The organism is Flavobacterium sp. TMP13 (assembly GCF_050847115.1).
GTDB lineage: Bacteria > Bacteroidota > Bacteroidia > Flavobacteriales > Flavobacteriaceae > Flavobacterium.
In genome coordinates this window covers 273,633-288,443 of sequence record NZ_CP193656.1, presented here as the reverse complement: position 1 = coordinate 288,443, position 14,811 = coordinate 273,633, and the positions used below count along the sequence as shown (strand labels likewise).

The following is a 14,811-nucleotide window of genomic DNA, read 5'->3' as shown; positions in this document are numbered from 1 at the left end:
TAAAATTCAATTTGTGATATTAGATTTTGGACTTTGAATATATCTTCGTTTAGTTCACTTTAATAAAAGTAATTGCGCCACTTCTATTTTTATTGTCAGAATATGTTCCTTCTAAACGTTTACCATCTGAAGAAATAACCAAAGTATGAATACCTTCTGTTGCCCAGCCTTCAATTGGTGTGGTGACTTTTACAGTGTACGTAATGGTGTTTCCATCTCTAATACCGATTCCGTTTTCGATAAATTTTTGATCGTTCCACTCCAAATAATGAGCAAAGACAACTTGATTGTTGTCCTGTTCAGAAAAAATAGCTACCGCATTACTAACAGCAGCATTATCATCTTTCCAAACACCATCAATCGAAATTTTGTGCTGAGCAAAGCCTATTTGAATACTTAAAAGAGCAAAGAGGAGCAATAAAGAGTTTTTAATTTTCATATTTTTAGTTAAAGTTTTCAATGGTTATTGATCTTATTTGAAGTGTTGCTCCAGCAATCGGGTGATAATTAACAAAGTTGAGTTTACAAATATTATGAATGTCCAAGCGCTTGCCATTTGGTAGCTCATCTTGTTTAAAATCAGACCACTTAATTTGTATAGTCGAAAAAGATTTTGATGAAGCAGGCAAATTCACTCTTGGATGAGAACCACCATGAACGCAACCCGTTCCTTCAGTATTTCCTTCGCGAGCCTGTAATTTTATTTCTTGTGAAGATTGATAGGTAATGCTTAAGTAATTTGAACTATCTGGCAAATTAGTTGGTTTTCCATCATTAGAAGACGAAGGAGTAACCATCACATTCAACTCAATTTCTCCTATAGGATTACTATTGGCAATAACGTTAATAACTTTTTTTTTTACGCGTATCAGATTTATGTTTTCTTGATTTTCTAGTGTTGGTCCAGCGACAAACCAGCTATTCTGAATAACTAAGTCAATTGGTTTAGTTGTGCTAGCAGTTTGTTTGGCACCGCATCCGTAAAACAACAGCATAATAAGGGCTAGATAATGGTACGGTTTAGATTTCATAATAAATTGTAAACGCTAATAAATTAAAATCAAATATAATGCTTCTCTGGGAAATAATCTTTCAGTAAAATAAATGATACGAATTGTGATTTGAATTATATAACATTTTAATTTTTTAGTACTAATTAACATCAAATAATACTTCTATTTTTGTAACTGCTACAAAATACAGACAAGAAAATGAAACAATCTATTTCAAAAATTTCGATAGTACTTTTTTTTGCAACTGCCTTTGCACAAGCTCAAAAGATTGATTCTTTGGTGGTAAATAGCCGTGATATAACGGATATTTTACGAGAGCTTTTTCACAAACAAGACACCACTAAATTAAATAATAAAAAAGTTGCCTATTCATTTTTGCCAGTTCCAGTAGATGCAACTGCCAATACAGGTTTAGTAGTTTCTTTAATGACTTCGTTTTATCTGGGCGAAGACCATGAGAAAACAAAAATGTCGCAAGTCACTTTTGCGCCTTATTTTAGTTTTTCTAATCAATACGTTTTTCCTATTCGATCGTATATTTATACCAAAGAAAATAAGTACAGCTTCATTGGAGATTATCGTTTTTTGATATATCCACAACCCACTTACGGTTTAGGAACTCACACTTCCGACAAAGAAATGTCAACGCTAAATTACAAACAATGGCGTTTTTACCAATTTGCTACCAAAAAGATCTATAAAAGTTTTCGTTTGGGAGGCGGTATTTTAATCGATAATTATCAAAATATTTCTGAAGAGTCTGAAATTGAATCACCAACTGATTATGATATTTATATGAATGGAAATTACGATGATGTAAATTCTTTAGGTTTAGCCGCACAGATTTTATCAGATACGCGCCAAAGTTCGATTAATCCGACTCAGGGTCATTATTTAGAAATAGATTATCGCGTAAATACCAACGGAGGAGTGGATAAAAAAGGCTGGCAATCTGTTTATCTCGACGCTCGAAAATACCATTCGTTTAGTGAAAGAAGTCACAAAGTACTGGCATATCGTGCTTTCTATTGGGCGACATTTGCAGGAAATCCACATTATTTAGATTTGCCAAGCATTGGATGGGACCGAGATGGACGAACGGGTCGAGGCTTTACTCGAAACCGTTTTAGAAGTAATTCGTTATTGTATTTTGAGGGAGAATACCGTACAGATATTTCGAGAAATGGCTTTTTAGGAGCTGTATTTTTTGCCAATGTATCATCGGTCTCAAAATTGAACACCTACTATTTTTCACAGTGGAATCCGGGAGTTGGAACAGGATTGAGAATCAAATGGAACAAACGAAGCAATACAAATGTGGGCTTAGATTTCGGAATAAGTAAAAATGATTACTCATTTCGTTTGGGTCTGTCCGAAAATTTCTAACTTTCGACTTTTAGAATTTATACATGCAATTATCAGTTGTTATTCTCAATTATAATGTTCGATATTTTCTGGAACAATGTATTTGTAGTGTTCAAAAAGCACTCGAAAATATTGATGGAGAGATAATTGTAGTTGATAACAATTCTTCAGACGGAAGTTGTGTGATGATGCAACAACGATTTCCTCATATAAAACTCATTCAAAATACCGAAAATTACGGTTTTCCAAAAGGGAATAATATAGGTGTTTCTGCAGCACAAGGAAAATATATTTGTATTTTAAATCCAGACACGGTCGTTTCCGAAGATACTTTTTTAAAAGTGTTGGCTTTCGCCGAAGAAAAACAAAATCTAGGTATTGTTGGATGCAAACTAATAGATGGAACAGGTGCTTTTTTACCTGAAAGTAAACGGGGCATTCCAACCCCTTGGGTGGCATTTACTAAAATGTCAGCTTTGTACAAATTGTTCCCGAATTCAAAGGCATTCAATCAATATTACGCGCAACATTTATCTAAAGAACAGTCAGGTGAAGTAGCTATTTTAGTCGGTGCTTTTATGGTTTTACAACGAGAACTTTATAGTGAACTACAAGGTTTTGATGAGAACTGTTTCATGTATGCTGACGATATTGATTTGTCATACCGATCGTTACTTTTAGGGAAGTCAAATTATTATTTTGCAGACACATCAGTACTTCATTATAAAGGGGAAAGCACCACAAAAGACGCGAATTATATGTTGCGTTTTCAAGAGGCAATGACCTACTTTTACAAAAAGCATTTTAAAGTTCCGTTTTTATTTACAATTTTAGTGCAAGTGGGAATTTTGTTTTTTGCACTTTTTAAGAGATTGAATATAAACATGCAACCGTCGAAATTTCCTGATAAGTATGTTTTGTACTCCAATAACCAAAATTTATCGGGACAGTTAGAACTTGTTTTTCAAAATAAAGTACTGATTTGTGAGTTAAAAAAGGAAAAAGGGGTAAATTTGCAGCTAAAATTTAGAGGGAAAAGAGTAGAGTTTCTATTAGATAATCACTACTTAAGTTTTAAAAAATGTATCAATATCATAGAATCGATGCACAATAAACAATATACCTTCAAAATTTTACCAAAAAGCAGCAAATTTTTAATAGGAAGCAATTCGAATTCTGGTCGAGGAGAAGTGGTAAAATTTCAAAATAATTATATTTAGTATAATTTATATTTAAAATTTTGAGTAATTTCGCAATATTAAATCCAAAATGATCTCTTAAGTTAATAATATGGCAAAGTATGAATTAAAACTTCCATCAATGGGAGAAAGTGTGGCCGAAGCGACAATAACCAATTGGTTAAAAGCAGTCGGTGACAGAATCGAAATAGATGAGGTCGTTCTAGAAATTGCTACCGATAAAGTAGATAGTGAAGTTCCGAGTGATGTTTCGGGAGTTTTGGTGGAGCAGTTGTTTGGTAAAGATGATTTAATTCAAGTAGGACAGACTATTGCTATTATTGAAACGGATGGAGAAGATGGCGTTGTTGTAAAAGTGGAAACAAAGATCAAAAATGAACCAGCTGAAGTAGCAGAATTAGAAGAAAACGTCGCTAAAGTACAAGATAGTATTGCTGCACCATTGGATGTGTCTGGATCAGATAAATTCTTTTCACCTTTAGTAAAAAATATTGCCAAAGAAGAAGGAATTACTGTGACTGAATTAGAGAATATTCAAGGAACAGGAAAAGATTGTCGAGTAACTAAAGACGATATTTTAAAATATGTTGAAAATAAAAAGTCCATAAAAACTACTATTCCTGCAGCGAAACCAGTTACGCCAGTGCAGTCCCCTGTTGCAAAAGCAATTCCAACATCGGTAAACGGTGGTGATGAGGTAGTAGAGATGGATCGCATGCGCAAGTTAATTTCTGGTTATATGACAGCTTCTTTGCAAACTTCTGCACATGTGCAGTCGTTCATTGAAGTAGATGTGACGAACATTGTAAAATGGAGAGAAAAAGTTAAAGGGCCTTTTGAGAAACGTGAAAATGAGAAATTGACCTACACGCCAATTTTTATGGAAGCTGTGGCGAAAGCACTGAAAGATTACCCCGGTATGAATATTTCGGTAGATGGGGATTATATTATCAAAAAGAAAAATATAAATATTGGAATGGCAGCGGCCCTTCCCAACGGTAATTTAATTGTTCCTGTTATTAAAAACGCAGATCAACTCAATTTGGTTGGAATGGCAAAAGCAGTAAATGATCTTGGTAATCGTGCGAAAGCAGGAAAATTAAAGCCAGATGACACGCAAGGTGGTACCTATACTGTAACAAATATTGGTTCTTTCGGTAGTGTATTTGGTACTCCAATTATCAATCAACCACAAGTGGGAATTCTAGCTTTAGGTGCGATTCGTAAAGTTCCTGCAGTGATTGAAACTCCGGACGGAGATTTTATCGGAATTCGTCAAAAAATGTTCTTAACACACAGTTACGATCATCGTGTCGTAGATGGAGCATTAGGTGGCAGTTTTGTAAAACGTGTAGCCGAATATTTGGAAGCCTTTGATCCGAATAGCGATTTTTAATAGATGTAGAAGTACTATAGAAAATCCGAATTGTTTTAAAAAACAATTCGGATTTTCCATTTTTTGTAAAAAGTAAAATAACGCAATTGCATAGCTTTTAAAGCAATTAGAGTACTAATTTCAGTTTTTGACATTTTTTGCATTTCCGATTTGATGGTTAGGAATTCTCTTTCGTCGGAATGACAATATAATTTGTTTATAGTACTGTTTTTCGGAATTAGAATTTTAATAACAATAGCTCATACATAAAATTAACTAGCTTTTTTAAGCACTAAAGCTTACAAAACTTTCTTTGAACTATCGACTGGCACAGTTAAATAGTTGAATTAAAAATTTATTTTCTTCTACAAGTTAAATTAAGTGGTTTATAACATTTCAATTGTGTTTTTTCGGCTTTAAAAATTACATTTGTATTCTTAATAAAATTTGTAAATGGAACTCAAACTCAGCAAACCAATTTGCTTTTTCGATCTAGAAACTACAGGAATTGATATCGGAAAAGATAGAATAGTGGAAATTTCAATATTTAAAGTTTTTCCAAACGGAAATAAAGAAAGTAAAACGTGGTTGGTTAATCCGACTATTCCAATTCCCGCACAAACAACGGCAGTTCATGGGATAACAAATGAAAAAATTGCCAATGAACCCACTTTTATAGAATTGGCTCCGCAAGTCTACAATATGATCAAAGACAGTGATTTGGCTGGTTTTAATTCTGATCGATTTGACATTCCGTTATTGGCAGAAGAATTATTGCGTGCAGGAGTTGATTTTGACATGAAAAATAAAGTTTCGGTAGACGTGCAAACTGTTTTTCATAAAATGGAAGAGAGAACCTTAAGTGCGGCTTATAAGTTTTACTGCGGTCAAAGTTTAGAAAATGCACATTCTGCGGAAGCAGATACTATGGCAACCTACGAAATTTTAAAAGCGCAGTTGGATCGTTATCCCGAGTTGGAAAATGATATGAAATCGCTTTCTGAATTTACTACGCGAAAGAAAATAGCCGATTTTGCTGGAATGATTGCTTTTGATAAAGACGATCAGGAAATCTTTACTTTCGGTAAGCACAAAGGTAAAAAAGTAGATGCTATTTTAGAATCAGAGCCAGGATATTTCAGTTGGATTCAAAATGCTGATTTTCCGCTGTATACCAAGAAAGTGTTAACGGCCATTAAGCTCAGAAAATTAAATACGAAATAAGTTTTTAAGACGCTAAGCTGCTAAGTCTTTAAGTTTTTTTACTTTTTGTCTTAGTAGCTTAAGTGCTTGGTAACTCAGCAACTTTAAAAGAAATGAAAATTATTTGTATTGGTCGCAACTACGCAAATCACATTGCGGAGCTCAAAAATGAACGCCCGACAGAACCTGTGATTTTTATGAAGCCTGATTCTGCCGTTTTGTTAAAGCAGCATCCGTTTGTGATTCCCGAATTTTCTGACGATATTCATCACGAAATCGAGTTAATTGTTAAAATTAATAAGGTAGGAAAGTACATTGAGCCAAAATTTGCGCATAAGTATTATGATGAAATTAGTGTGGGTATTGACTTTACAGCCAGGGATTTACAATCTAAATTAAAAGAAAAAGGATTGCCGTGGGAGAAAGCAAAAGCCTTTGATGGCTCGGCAGTGCTCGGTGATTTTTTACCTAAGTCACAATTTAGTTCACTAGAAAATATTACATTTGAATTGACTAATAATTCTAAAACGGTTCAAAAAGGCAATACCGATTTGATGTTGTGGAAGGTAGACGAATTGATTTCGTACGTTTCTCAATATTTTACGCTTAAAATTGGCGATATCATTTTTACAGGGACGCCAGAAGGTGTTGCTGCGGTAAAACCCAATGATGTTTTAGAAGGATTTTTAGATGGACATAAATTATTTCGAATTCAAGTAAAATAATGGCTTTAAAATACAACCTTTCCAAAGTGTACGCACTTTCAGATAACGATCCAGAATTTGTAAAACAGATTTTAAGCTTATTTGTTACCGAAGTTCCAGAGGACTTAAAACAAGTTAAAGAAGGAATTAAAAAGAAAGATTACAAACATGCTTACGCGTACGCCCACAAAATCAAACCTACTTTGGATTTAATGGGTTTAAATGTAGCATTTGAAGAAATTTTGCAAGTGGAAGCTTGGACAAAATCGGAAGGAAAAAAGAAAGATATTATAGAGACTTTTAAGAGTGTAAAAACACAAGTAAAAGACGCTATAAAAGAAATTAAAAAAGATTTTGATTTAGATTAAAGTAGTTTTTAGATTACTAATTTAAATTTTGTAAAAGCATTCTTTGTAAATTATTTTTAATTTATAGAGAATGCTTTATTATTTAGTAGAAACAAGTGCCGTAAAGAATAAACTAATTGTAATTTTGTATAAAAACAAAAGTATTAAATATATGAAGGCAGCGATTATTACAATTGGAGATGAAATTTTAATTGGACAAATTGTAGATACCAATTCTGGTTTTATAGCCAAATCTCTAGATAAAATTGGAGTGGAAGTTCATGAAATGCTTTCGATCAGTGACGATAAAAAACACATTCTAGATACTTTTGGACAGTTGCAAAATAGAGTGGATTTGGTGATTGTAACGGGCGGTTTAGGGCCAACCAAAGACGATGTTACTAAAAAAACCTTTTGCGATTATTTTGATGATGAGTTGGTTGTCGATGAACTAGTTTTAGCGCATGTGACCGAATTAATTGAGGGTTATTTTAAACGACCAATTACGCAAATTAATAAAGATCAAGCTTTGGTCCCTTCAAAATGCACGGTTCTTTTTAATCAAGTGGGTACTGCGCCTGGAATGTGGATGAAAAAGGAAAATACTGTGTTTATTTCGTTGCCTGGAGTGCCCTACGAGATGAAACATTTAGTAGAACATCAAATCATTCCAAAAGTAATAAAAGAATATAAACGCCCTTATATTTTACATCAAACGGTTTTGACTTATGGACAAGGCGAAAGTCTGGTTGCAGAGCGAATTGAGGAATGGGAGGATAGTTTACCAGAATTTATCAAATTGGCCTATTTGCCAAGTCCAGGACGCGTTCGTTTGCGATTGTCTGCGCGTGGCACTGATAAAGAAATGTTAGAAAATGAATTGGCCACACAAATTAAAAGTTTGGATGCTATCATTCATGATATTATTGTTGGGTTTGATGAAGACGAAACATTAGAAGTGGTGGTCTTAAAGATGTTGAAAGAACAAAATAAAACGATAACAATTGCCGAAAGTTGTACAGGAGGTAGAATTGCTGCAACAATTACTGCGGTTCCAGGCGCTTCGTTGTGTTTTAAAGGTGGCTTAGTTTGTTATGCAACGCAAACAAAAATTGATGTTCTAGATGTTTCTGAAAAATTGATTGCAGAACATTCTGTTGTAAGTGCTGCTGTTGCTTCAGAAATGGCAATAAAGGTAAAAGCGCTTTTTAATGCTGATTATGCCATTGCAACGACAGGAAATGCAGGACCGTCAAAAGGAGATGCTGCTGCAGAAATCGGAACTATTTTTATCGCAATTGCGACACCAAACGCAGTAATTGTAGAAGAATTTAATTTTGGTCAACCGCGTGAAAAAGTGACTGATAGAGCGGTAGTCAAGAGTTTAGAAATGTTACAGAAAGAAATTTTAAAAAATGTGTGCTAATTTTTTTGCTACATCGTTTATTTTTCTTTTCTTTGCACCCTGATTTTGAATAACGATAAAAGATAAGTATAATGTCAAGAGTTTGTGACCTTACAGGTAAAAGAGCGATGGTAGGAAATAACGTTTCTCACGCTATGAACAAAACTAAGAGAAAATTTTCTGTAAACTTAGTTAAGAAGCGTTTTTATCTTCCAGAAGAAGATAGATGGATTACTCTTAGAGTAGCAGCATCTACGATAAAAACAATTAATAAAAATGGAATCTCTGCTGTTTTGAAAAAAGCACAGTCAGAAGGATTTATTAAATAATCTTTTTCCAAATAAATATATAGCAAGATGGCAAAGAAAGGTAATAGAATCCAGGTAATTTTAGAATGTACTGAGCACAAGACTTCGGGTGTTGCAGGAACTTCAAGATATATAACAACTAAGAACAAAAAAAACACTCCAGACAGATTAGAGATTAAGAAATTTAATCCAGTCTTGAAACGTGTAACTGTTCATAAAGAAATAAAATAATACGTCATGGCAAAGAAAACAGTAGCATCGTTACAAACAGCATCTAAGAGATTATCTAAAGCCATCAAAATGGTGAAATCTCCTAAAACTGGGGCATATACATTCGTAGAATCTATTATGGCTCCTGAAGCAGTTGATGAATTCTTGAAAAAGAAATAATTACAATTACATTATATAGATAAGCTACTTTCATTCGGAAGTAGCTTTTTTATTTTTATATTTACTGTCGGAAACTAAATAGCAGTACTTTTTGTTATTTCCTTCATTATTAATACGAACCATACTATGAGTTTTTTTAAAAAATTATTTTCATCTGAAAAAAAGGAGACTTTGGATAAGGGTCTTGAAAAATCAAAGGCTACGTTTCTTAATAAACTTACCAAAGCAGTTGCAGGAAAGTCTAAAGTAGACGATGAGGTTCTGGATAATTTAGAAGAAATACTAGTAGCTTCGGATGTAGGGGTCAATACTACACTTAAAGTAATTGAGCGCATTGAAAAACGCGTGGCAGAAGATAAATATGTTGGTACAGAAGAGCTGAATCAAATTTTAAGAGAAGAAATTGCAGGTTTGTTGTCGGAAACCAATTCTGGTAATGCCACTGAATTTGTCATTCCCAACGTGCAAAACAAGCCTTATGTTTTAATGGTGGTAGGTGTAAATGGAGTGGGTAAAACAACTACGATTGGTAAATTAGCTTATCAGTTTAAAAAAGCGGGCCATAGCGTTGTTTTAGGTGCAGCCGATACTTTCCGTGCGGCAGCTATAGATCAACTACAAATTTGGGCAGATCGTGTGGGAGTTCCAATTGTAAGACAAGATATGGGGAGTGATCCTGCTTCTGTCGCGTTTGATACCTTGCAATCGGCAGTAGCGCAAAATGCGGACATAGTTATTATAGATACAGCCGGTCGTCTGCATAACAAAATTAATTTAATGAATGAATTGACCAAAGTAAAACGAGTAATGCAAAAAGTGGTTATCGACTCACCTCATGATGTTTTATTAGTTTTGGATGGTTCAACTGGCCAAAACGCCTTTGAGCAAGCGAAGCAGTTTACTGCTGCTACAGATGTGACTTCATTAGCGGTAACTAAATTAGATGGAACTGCAAAAGGTGGAGTGGTAATTGGTATTTCGGATCAATTCAAAATTCCTGTAAAATACATTGGTGTTGGTGAGGGAATAGAAGATTTACAGGTTTTTAATAAACACGAGTTTGTAGATAGTTTTTTTAAATAATAGTTTCCCATTATGCCTTTTTCTTCTTTCAAGAACATACCTCCGTTAGTTTTTTATTTCGCAAGTATTATTTGTTTTGTCACTGCCAATGTTAGTAAAGATAAAAGTCTTTCTTTTTATTATATTTTACTTGGTGTTGGACTCGTTTTGTTTTTGATCGGACTTTTGCGAAAACTGAAACGATAAAAAATCGATTATTATTTATTGATTTTTACCTGTGTAAATCGTTTTTTTAAATATCTAAAATTGCAAAACAATGGCCACATTATCTGTAGAAGAAAAGCTAAGAGAACGTACCAAGGAATTGACCTGTTTGTACGAGGTTTCTGAAATTATACTTTTACACAAGAACAATATTCATGAGACATTAGAATCAATTTGTGCAGTTTTAAAAAAAACGTGGCGATTTGAAGAAGATGTAATAGTTGAATTGCAAACAAACGACGAGCATATTTTTGTTGGTTCCTTATCAGCAGAAACTATTTTTCAAGAAGCAAATATTACTGTCAATTCCTTTGAAATTGGTTCAGTTAAAATGCATTACCCCGCTTTACAATATTCGTTAGATTCTTTTTTAGAAGAGGAGCAAATCTTGCTTTTTAAAATTGCGCAAGATATTGGTTCTTTTTATGAAAAACACCTCAATAAGGTAAAGGAAGAATTACTAAAAAGCAGTGCGCAACGAATTGACAGACTTTCAATTCTGGGTGAGATTACTGCTGGTATCGCCCATGAACTTAATACTCCCTTGGGAAATATATTAGGCTTTGCCGAATTTATTCAGGATTCTACCAAAGAATCGCAATCTAAATTAGACAGCGCAAAGATTATTAAATCGGCTGTTTATTCGCGTGAAGTAGTTAAGAAATTGATGTTTTTCTCTTGTGAAATGCCGCAAAATCGATTATTTGTAAAAATAAAACCCGTAGTTACTCAAGCGCTCTCGCTATTAGGTCTTAATTTTAAAAAACATAAAGTAGATTGTAAATTAATTTTTGACAATCAAAACCTCGAAGCGCAAGTGGATGAGATTCAGTTTACGCAGGTGTTGTTTAATATCTTAATCAATTCAATTTACGTAGCACCTGAAAATTCAGTTATTGAAGTAAAAGTTTACGATGATGAGTGTAATTTTTTTATTGAAATAAGTGATGAAGGTTCGGGAATTGCCGAAGCTATTAAATCAAAAATATTTGAGCCCTTTTTTACTACAAAGCCAATTGGTGAAGGTTCAGGATTGGGTTTGAGTGTGGTGCATGGAATCATAAAAAGTCACCAAGGAGATATTAGTACCTTTGACAATCAACCCAGAGGAACGGTTTTTTTAATTCGATTGCCGCTAAAAGTTTCTGTATGAAATTAAAGAAAGAAAATATATTAATTGTAGATGATAATTTTGATATGCTCGAACTGTTGCAACGCAGTTTAAAGGCGCAAAATTTTCATACGTACCGCGCATCTTCTGTGTCGGAAGCTATTGATATACTTAAAAATAGTACAATAGATTTATTAATTACCGATTTGCAAATGCCCGGAATTAATGGCATGGAATTGATTAAATATGTAGAAGAGCATTTTCCAGATATTCAGAAATTGGTTATTACGGGTTTTCCTTCAGTAGATTCTGCACTGGATGCTGTAAAAGCCGGTGCTGTAGATTACTTAGTTAAGCCGTTTACGAACGACGAATTAAAAAAAGCAGTTCAGAACTTAATTTCTAATTTACATAAAAACAAAAAATTAGAAACTGCGCAAAATGATTCTAGTAGTGCTGCAAATTATGCGGGCATCGTAGGACAGTCGGCGCAAATTACCTACTTAGTAGATTTAATTGAGCGGGTAAAAAATAACCGGGCTACCGTTTTAATAGAAGGAGAAAGTGGTACTGGAAAAGAATTAGTGGCTCGTGCAATTCATTACAAAGGCGCATATGCAGCTAATCCGTTTATTGCTGTAAATTGTGGTGCAATTCCAGAAAATTTGTTAGAGTCAGAATTGTTTGGTTATACCAAAGGCGCGTTTACAGGTGCTTTAGAAACGAGAGGTGGTTTTTTTCAAGCAGCAGATGGTGGAACTATTTTTTTAGATGAAATTGGTACGGCATCGCATAGTGTTCAAACTCGATTGCTTCGTGTTTTACAAGAGAAAGAAGTAACTATGATTGGTTCGCAAAAGCCACAAAAATTAGCGCTACGTGTGATAGCGGCAACAAATAATGACTTGCAAAAAATGGTGCAAAATGGCTCCTTTAGAGAGGATTTGTTTTACCGTCTGAATGTAGTTAATATTGAAACACCACCACTACGAGAACGTAAAGAAGACATTGTGCCATTAGTACTGACTTTTATGAAAAAATATAGTGTTGAGTACGACAAACATACTGTCACAATTACAGATCAGGTTTTTGAGATTTTAAAACGCCATTCTTGGCCGGGTAATGTTAGAGAATTAGAAAATGTGGTGCAACGCATGCTAATTATGTGCGAAGAAACAATCGATATCGTCACTATTCCTGAATACTTGCGCTATCCTAAACCGCTGCAGCATGATGAATTATTGCCTTTAAAGACTATTGAGAAAGACTATATTTTGAAAGTTTTGCAGCAAGTGGATAATAACAAAACTAAAGCAGCTGAAATTCTCCAGATTGACCGTAAGACACTGCGTCAAAAGTTGCTGTAATGCGCTTCTAATTCAATTTGGGGTGTTTTTACCCTTGCGAGGAGTTTTTACTCGGTTCATTCTCTTTTTGTCTGTTTTTCGTAAAAGTTAACAAGTTGTTCTATATGTTATTAGTAATTTCAATCGATTGAAATTTGTGATTGGCATACAGTTTGCTTTAAAGGTAGAGGTCTACATTCGTATGGTAGTTTTAAAACTAAGCTAAATGGAAGCAATAAAAGAGAAAAAAAGTAAAGGCTCTTCTTTGTACAAAGAAGAAGCGTTGCTATTGAGTGCAATCAAGTGGAATTTTGAGGCTTATGCTGCAAAGAAAGAAGTAGTTACAGATGCAGGACTTTGCATGAACTGTAACCGAAGATCAAATTGTGTTTGGCAAGACCAAGAGACCCTATTCTGTGAACATTACCAATAAAAAATATGAGCATTACTAAAGAAGTTAAGAAGAAAAGCATGTTTGATACTGTTATTGGACAGTTCAATAAAACTGCTGATTTGATCGAATTAAACCCCAATATTCGAAAAATTCTATCTGTTGCGAATAATGAAATAATTATTCATTTTCCAGTAAAGAAAGACAACGGAGAAGTTGAGATTTTTACGGGATACCGGGTTCAACACAATAATGCATTAGGACCATATAAAGGCGGGTTGCGTTACCACCCAACTGTCGATGTAGAAGATGCTAAAGCATTAGCAATGTGGATGACTTGGAAAACTTCGTTGGCAGGTTTGCCTTACGGAGGAGCAAAAGGAGGTATTCAAATTGATCCAAGACAGTATTCGATTGGTGAATTGGAGCGTATTACAAGAAGATTTACGTATGCGTTAGGAGAGAATATCGGACCAGAACATGATATACCTGCACCAGACGTTAATACGAATGCGCAAACAATGGCTTGGATTGCAGATACATATATGTCTACTAAATCAAGTTCAGAGCGTTCAAAAAACCAACACGTTGTTACCGGTAAGCCAGTAGGATCAGGAGGTTTAGAAGGAAGAAACAGATCTACAGGATATGGTGTATATTTAACAATTAAATTATTCTTTGAAGGAAAAGGAGAAAGTTTAAAAGATAAGACGTTTATTGTACAAGGATACGGAAACGTAGGATATTGGGTTTCCCATTTCTTAACAAACGATGGAGCGAAGTTAATTGCCGTTCAAGATGCGCATGCAACGATCTTCAATGAAACAGGAATTGATTCAGAAGCACTTTTTGAGCACTCTAAAAACCGTATTGATTCGGTTGAAGGATTTGAAGGTGCAGTAGAGATGAATCCAAAAGATTTTTTCGGAATCGAATGTGATATTATCATTCCGGCTGCCTTAGGTAACCAAATTACAGCGGCTAACGCAGGAAATGTTAAAGCTCGCTTAATTGCTGAAGGTGCAAACGGACCGATAGATGTAGAAGGAGAGAAAATCATTTTAGAAAAAGGAATTACGATTATTCCCGATATTTTATGTAATTCAGGTGGTGTAATAGGAAGCTATTTTGAATGGTTGCAAAACCGAAATGGTGAATTATGGTTTCTAGAAGAGGTAATGGATAAACTGGAGAAGAAATTGACCCAAGTATATAAAAGCGTTGCTAGCATGGTTGCCGAGAAACAAATAGATTGGAGAACGGCCGCATATATAATAGCAATTACAAGAATCGAAACAGCTTACAAACAAAGAGGTATATTTCCATAAAGAACCACATTGTTTCTAATTCTTGAAAACCTTTATAAT

General features: G+C 34.3%; 17 protein-coding genes. 15 read left to right on the top strand and 2 right to left on the bottom strand.

What is annotated here, in order from left to right:
• Positions 1-49 precede the first annotated feature (49 nt).
• Positions 50-439: a hypothetical protein gene (locus ACRASX_RS01260; protein ID WP_432222160.1), complete on the bottom strand. Its 390-nt coding sequence runs from the start codon at positions 437-439 to the stop codon at positions 50-52.
• Between the two features lie 4 nt (positions 440-443).
• Complete coding sequence (locus tag ACRASX_RS01255) at positions 444-1,031, bottom strand: hypothetical protein (RefSeq protein ID WP_432222159.1); 588 nt, start codon at positions 1,029-1,031, stop codon at positions 444-446.
• Positions 1,032-1,211: 180 nt separating this feature from the next.
• Between ACRASX_RS01255 and ACRASX_RS01250 the strand changes: the two genes are divergently transcribed.
• The 15 genes from ACRASX_RS01250 (at position 1,212) to ACRASX_RS01180 (ending at position 14,772) form a co-directional block, all read left to right on the top strand.
• Positions 1,212-2,399, top strand: a complete 1,188-nt coding sequence (locus ACRASX_RS01250) for a hypothetical protein (protein WP_231739634.1) — start codon at positions 1,212-1,214, stop codon at positions 2,397-2,399.
• Between the two features lie 23 nt (positions 2,400-2,422).
• Entirely contained in the window at positions 2,423-3,598 is a 1,176-nt protein-coding gene (locus ACRASX_RS01245; RefSeq protein ID WP_432222158.1) for a glycosyltransferase family 2 protein, read from the top strand.
• Positions 3,599-3,668: 70 nt separating this feature from the next.
• Entirely contained in the window at positions 3,669-4,973 is a 1,305-nt protein-coding gene (locus ACRASX_RS01240) for a dihydrolipoamide acetyltransferase family protein (RefSeq protein WP_432222157.1), read from the top strand.
• 432 nt (positions 4,974-5,405) lie between these two features.
• Positions 5,406-6,176 carry a 3'-5' exonuclease gene (locus ACRASX_RS01235; RefSeq protein WP_066310053.1) on the top strand — a complete coding sequence of 257 codons (771 nt, stop codon included), beginning with the start codon at positions 5,406-5,408 and terminating at the stop codon, positions 6,174-6,176.
• Positions 6,177-6,268: 92 nt separating this feature from the next.
• The gene (locus ACRASX_RS01230) at positions 6,269-6,880 is read left to right on the top strand and encodes a fumarylacetoacetate hydrolase family protein (RefSeq protein WP_066311106.1); all 612 of its coding nucleotides are present in this window, start codon (positions 6,269-6,271) and stop codon (positions 6,878-6,880) included.
• Positions 6,880-7,227 (top strand): Hpt domain-containing protein, encoded by a 348-nt coding sequence (locus ACRASX_RS01225; protein ID WP_066310052.1) that lies wholly within the window; start codon positions 6,880-6,882, stop codon positions 7,225-7,227. The genes ACRASX_RS01230 and ACRASX_RS01225 overlap by 1 nt, the downstream gene beginning before the upstream one ends.
• 151 nt (positions 7,228-7,378) lie before the next feature.
• Positions 7,379-8,632, top strand: coding sequence for a CinA family nicotinamide mononucleotide deamidase-related protein (locus ACRASX_RS01220; RefSeq protein ID WP_432223104.1), 1,254 nt, complete (start codon positions 7,379-7,381; stop codon positions 8,630-8,632).
• A 71-nt stretch (positions 8,633-8,703) separates the two neighbouring features.
• Positions 8,704-8,940 carry a 50S ribosomal protein L28 gene (gene rpmB, locus ACRASX_RS01215; RefSeq protein WP_007805815.1) on the top strand — a complete coding sequence of 79 codons (237 nt, stop codon included), beginning with the start codon at positions 8,704-8,706 and terminating at the stop codon, positions 8,938-8,940.
• Between the two features lie 27 nt (positions 8,941-8,967).
• A complete protein-coding gene (gene rpmG, locus ACRASX_RS01210; protein WP_016988713.1) occupies positions 8,968-9,150 on the top strand; it encodes a 50S ribosomal protein L33 in 183 nt (60 codons plus the stop codon).
• A 6-nt stretch (positions 9,151-9,156) separates the two neighbouring features.
• A complete protein-coding gene (locus ACRASX_RS01205; protein WP_066310049.1) occupies positions 9,157-9,309 on the top strand; it encodes a DUF4295 domain-containing protein in 153 nt (50 codons plus the stop codon).
• A 126-nt stretch (positions 9,310-9,435) separates the two neighbouring features.
• The gene (gene ftsY, locus ACRASX_RS01200; RefSeq protein ID WP_432222156.1) at positions 9,436-10,392 is read left to right on the top strand and encodes a signal recognition particle-docking protein FtsY; all 957 of its coding nucleotides are present in this window, start codon (positions 9,436-9,438) and stop codon (positions 10,390-10,392) included.
• Between the two features lie 256 nt (positions 10,393-10,648).
• Entirely contained in the window at positions 10,649-11,749 is a 1,101-nt protein-coding gene (locus ACRASX_RS01195; RefSeq protein WP_066310046.1) for a sensor histidine kinase, read from the top strand.
• Positions 11,746-13,074, top strand: coding sequence for a sigma-54-dependent transcriptional regulator (locus ACRASX_RS01190; RefSeq protein WP_432222155.1), 1,329 nt, complete (start codon positions 11,746-11,748; stop codon positions 13,072-13,074). The genes ACRASX_RS01195 and ACRASX_RS01190 overlap by 4 nt, the downstream gene beginning before the upstream one ends.
• Positions 13,075-13,279: 205 nt before the next feature.
• A complete protein-coding gene (locus ACRASX_RS01185; RefSeq protein WP_066310043.1) occupies positions 13,280-13,486 on the top strand; it encodes a hypothetical protein in 207 nt (68 codons plus the stop codon).
• 5 nt (positions 13,487-13,491) lie between these two features.
• A complete protein-coding gene (locus ACRASX_RS01180; protein ID WP_432222154.1) occupies positions 13,492-14,772 on the top strand; it encodes a Glu/Leu/Phe/Val family dehydrogenase in 1,281 nt (426 codons plus the stop codon).
• Positions 14,773-14,811 lie beyond the last annotated feature (39 nt).

What these genes read in the sequence shown, in the direction of transcription:
- ACRASX_RS01260 (WP_432222160.1), bottom strand. Translation starts at nt 439, where the DNA reads ATGAAAATTAAAAACTCTTTATTGCTCCTCTTTGCTCTTTTAAGTATT.
- ACRASX_RS01255 (WP_432222159.1), bottom strand. Translation starts at nt 1,031, where the DNA reads ATGAAATCTAAACCGTACCATTATCTAGCCCTTATTATGCTGTTGTTT.
- ACRASX_RS01250 (WP_231739634.1), top strand. Translation starts at nt 1,212, where the DNA reads ATGAAACAATCTATTTCAAAAATTTCGATAGTACTTTTTTTTGCAACT.
- ACRASX_RS01245 (WP_432222158.1), top strand. Translation starts at nt 2,423, where the DNA reads ATGCAATTATCAGTTGTTATTCTCAATTATAATGTTCGATATTTTCTG.
- ACRASX_RS01240 (WP_432222157.1), top strand. Translation starts at nt 3,669, where the DNA reads ATGGCAAAGTATGAATTAAAACTTCCATCAATGGGAGAAAGTGTGGCC.
- ACRASX_RS01235 (WP_066310053.1), top strand. Translation starts at nt 5,406, where the DNA reads ATGGAACTCAAACTCAGCAAACCAATTTGCTTTTTCGATCTAGAAACT.
- ACRASX_RS01230 (WP_066311106.1), top strand. Translation starts at nt 6,269, where the DNA reads ATGAAAATTATTTGTATTGGTCGCAACTACGCAAATCACATTGCGGAG.
- ACRASX_RS01225 (WP_066310052.1), top strand. Translation starts at nt 6,880, where the DNA reads ATGGCTTTAAAATACAACCTTTCCAAAGTGTACGCACTTTCAGATAAC.
- ACRASX_RS01220 (WP_432223104.1), top strand. Translation starts at nt 7,379, where the DNA reads ATGAAGGCAGCGATTATTACAATTGGAGATGAAATTTTAATTGGACAA.
- rpmB (WP_007805815.1), top strand. Translation starts at nt 8,704, where the DNA reads ATGTCAAGAGTTTGTGACCTTACAGGTAAAAGAGCGATGGTAGGAAAT.
- rpmG (WP_016988713.1), top strand. Translation starts at nt 8,968, where the DNA reads ATGGCAAAGAAAGGTAATAGAATCCAGGTAATTTTAGAATGTACTGAG.
- ACRASX_RS01205 (WP_066310049.1), top strand. Translation starts at nt 9,157, where the DNA reads ATGGCAAAGAAAACAGTAGCATCGTTACAAACAGCATCTAAGAGATTA.
- ftsY (WP_432222156.1), top strand. Translation starts at nt 9,436, where the DNA reads ATGAGTTTTTTTAAAAAATTATTTTCATCTGAAAAAAAGGAGACTTTG.
- ACRASX_RS01195 (WP_066310046.1), top strand. Translation starts at nt 10,649, where the DNA reads ATGGCCACATTATCTGTAGAAGAAAAGCTAAGAGAACGTACCAAGGAA.
- ACRASX_RS01190 (WP_432222155.1), top strand. Translation starts at nt 11,746, where the DNA reads ATGAAATTAAAGAAAGAAAATATATTAATTGTAGATGATAATTTTGAT.
- ACRASX_RS01185 (WP_066310043.1), top strand. Translation starts at nt 13,280, where the DNA reads ATGGAAGCAATAAAAGAGAAAAAAAGTAAAGGCTCTTCTTTGTACAAA.
- ACRASX_RS01180 (WP_432222154.1), top strand. Translation starts at nt 13,492, where the DNA reads ATGAGCATTACTAAAGAAGTTAAGAAGAAAAGCATGTTTGATACTGTT.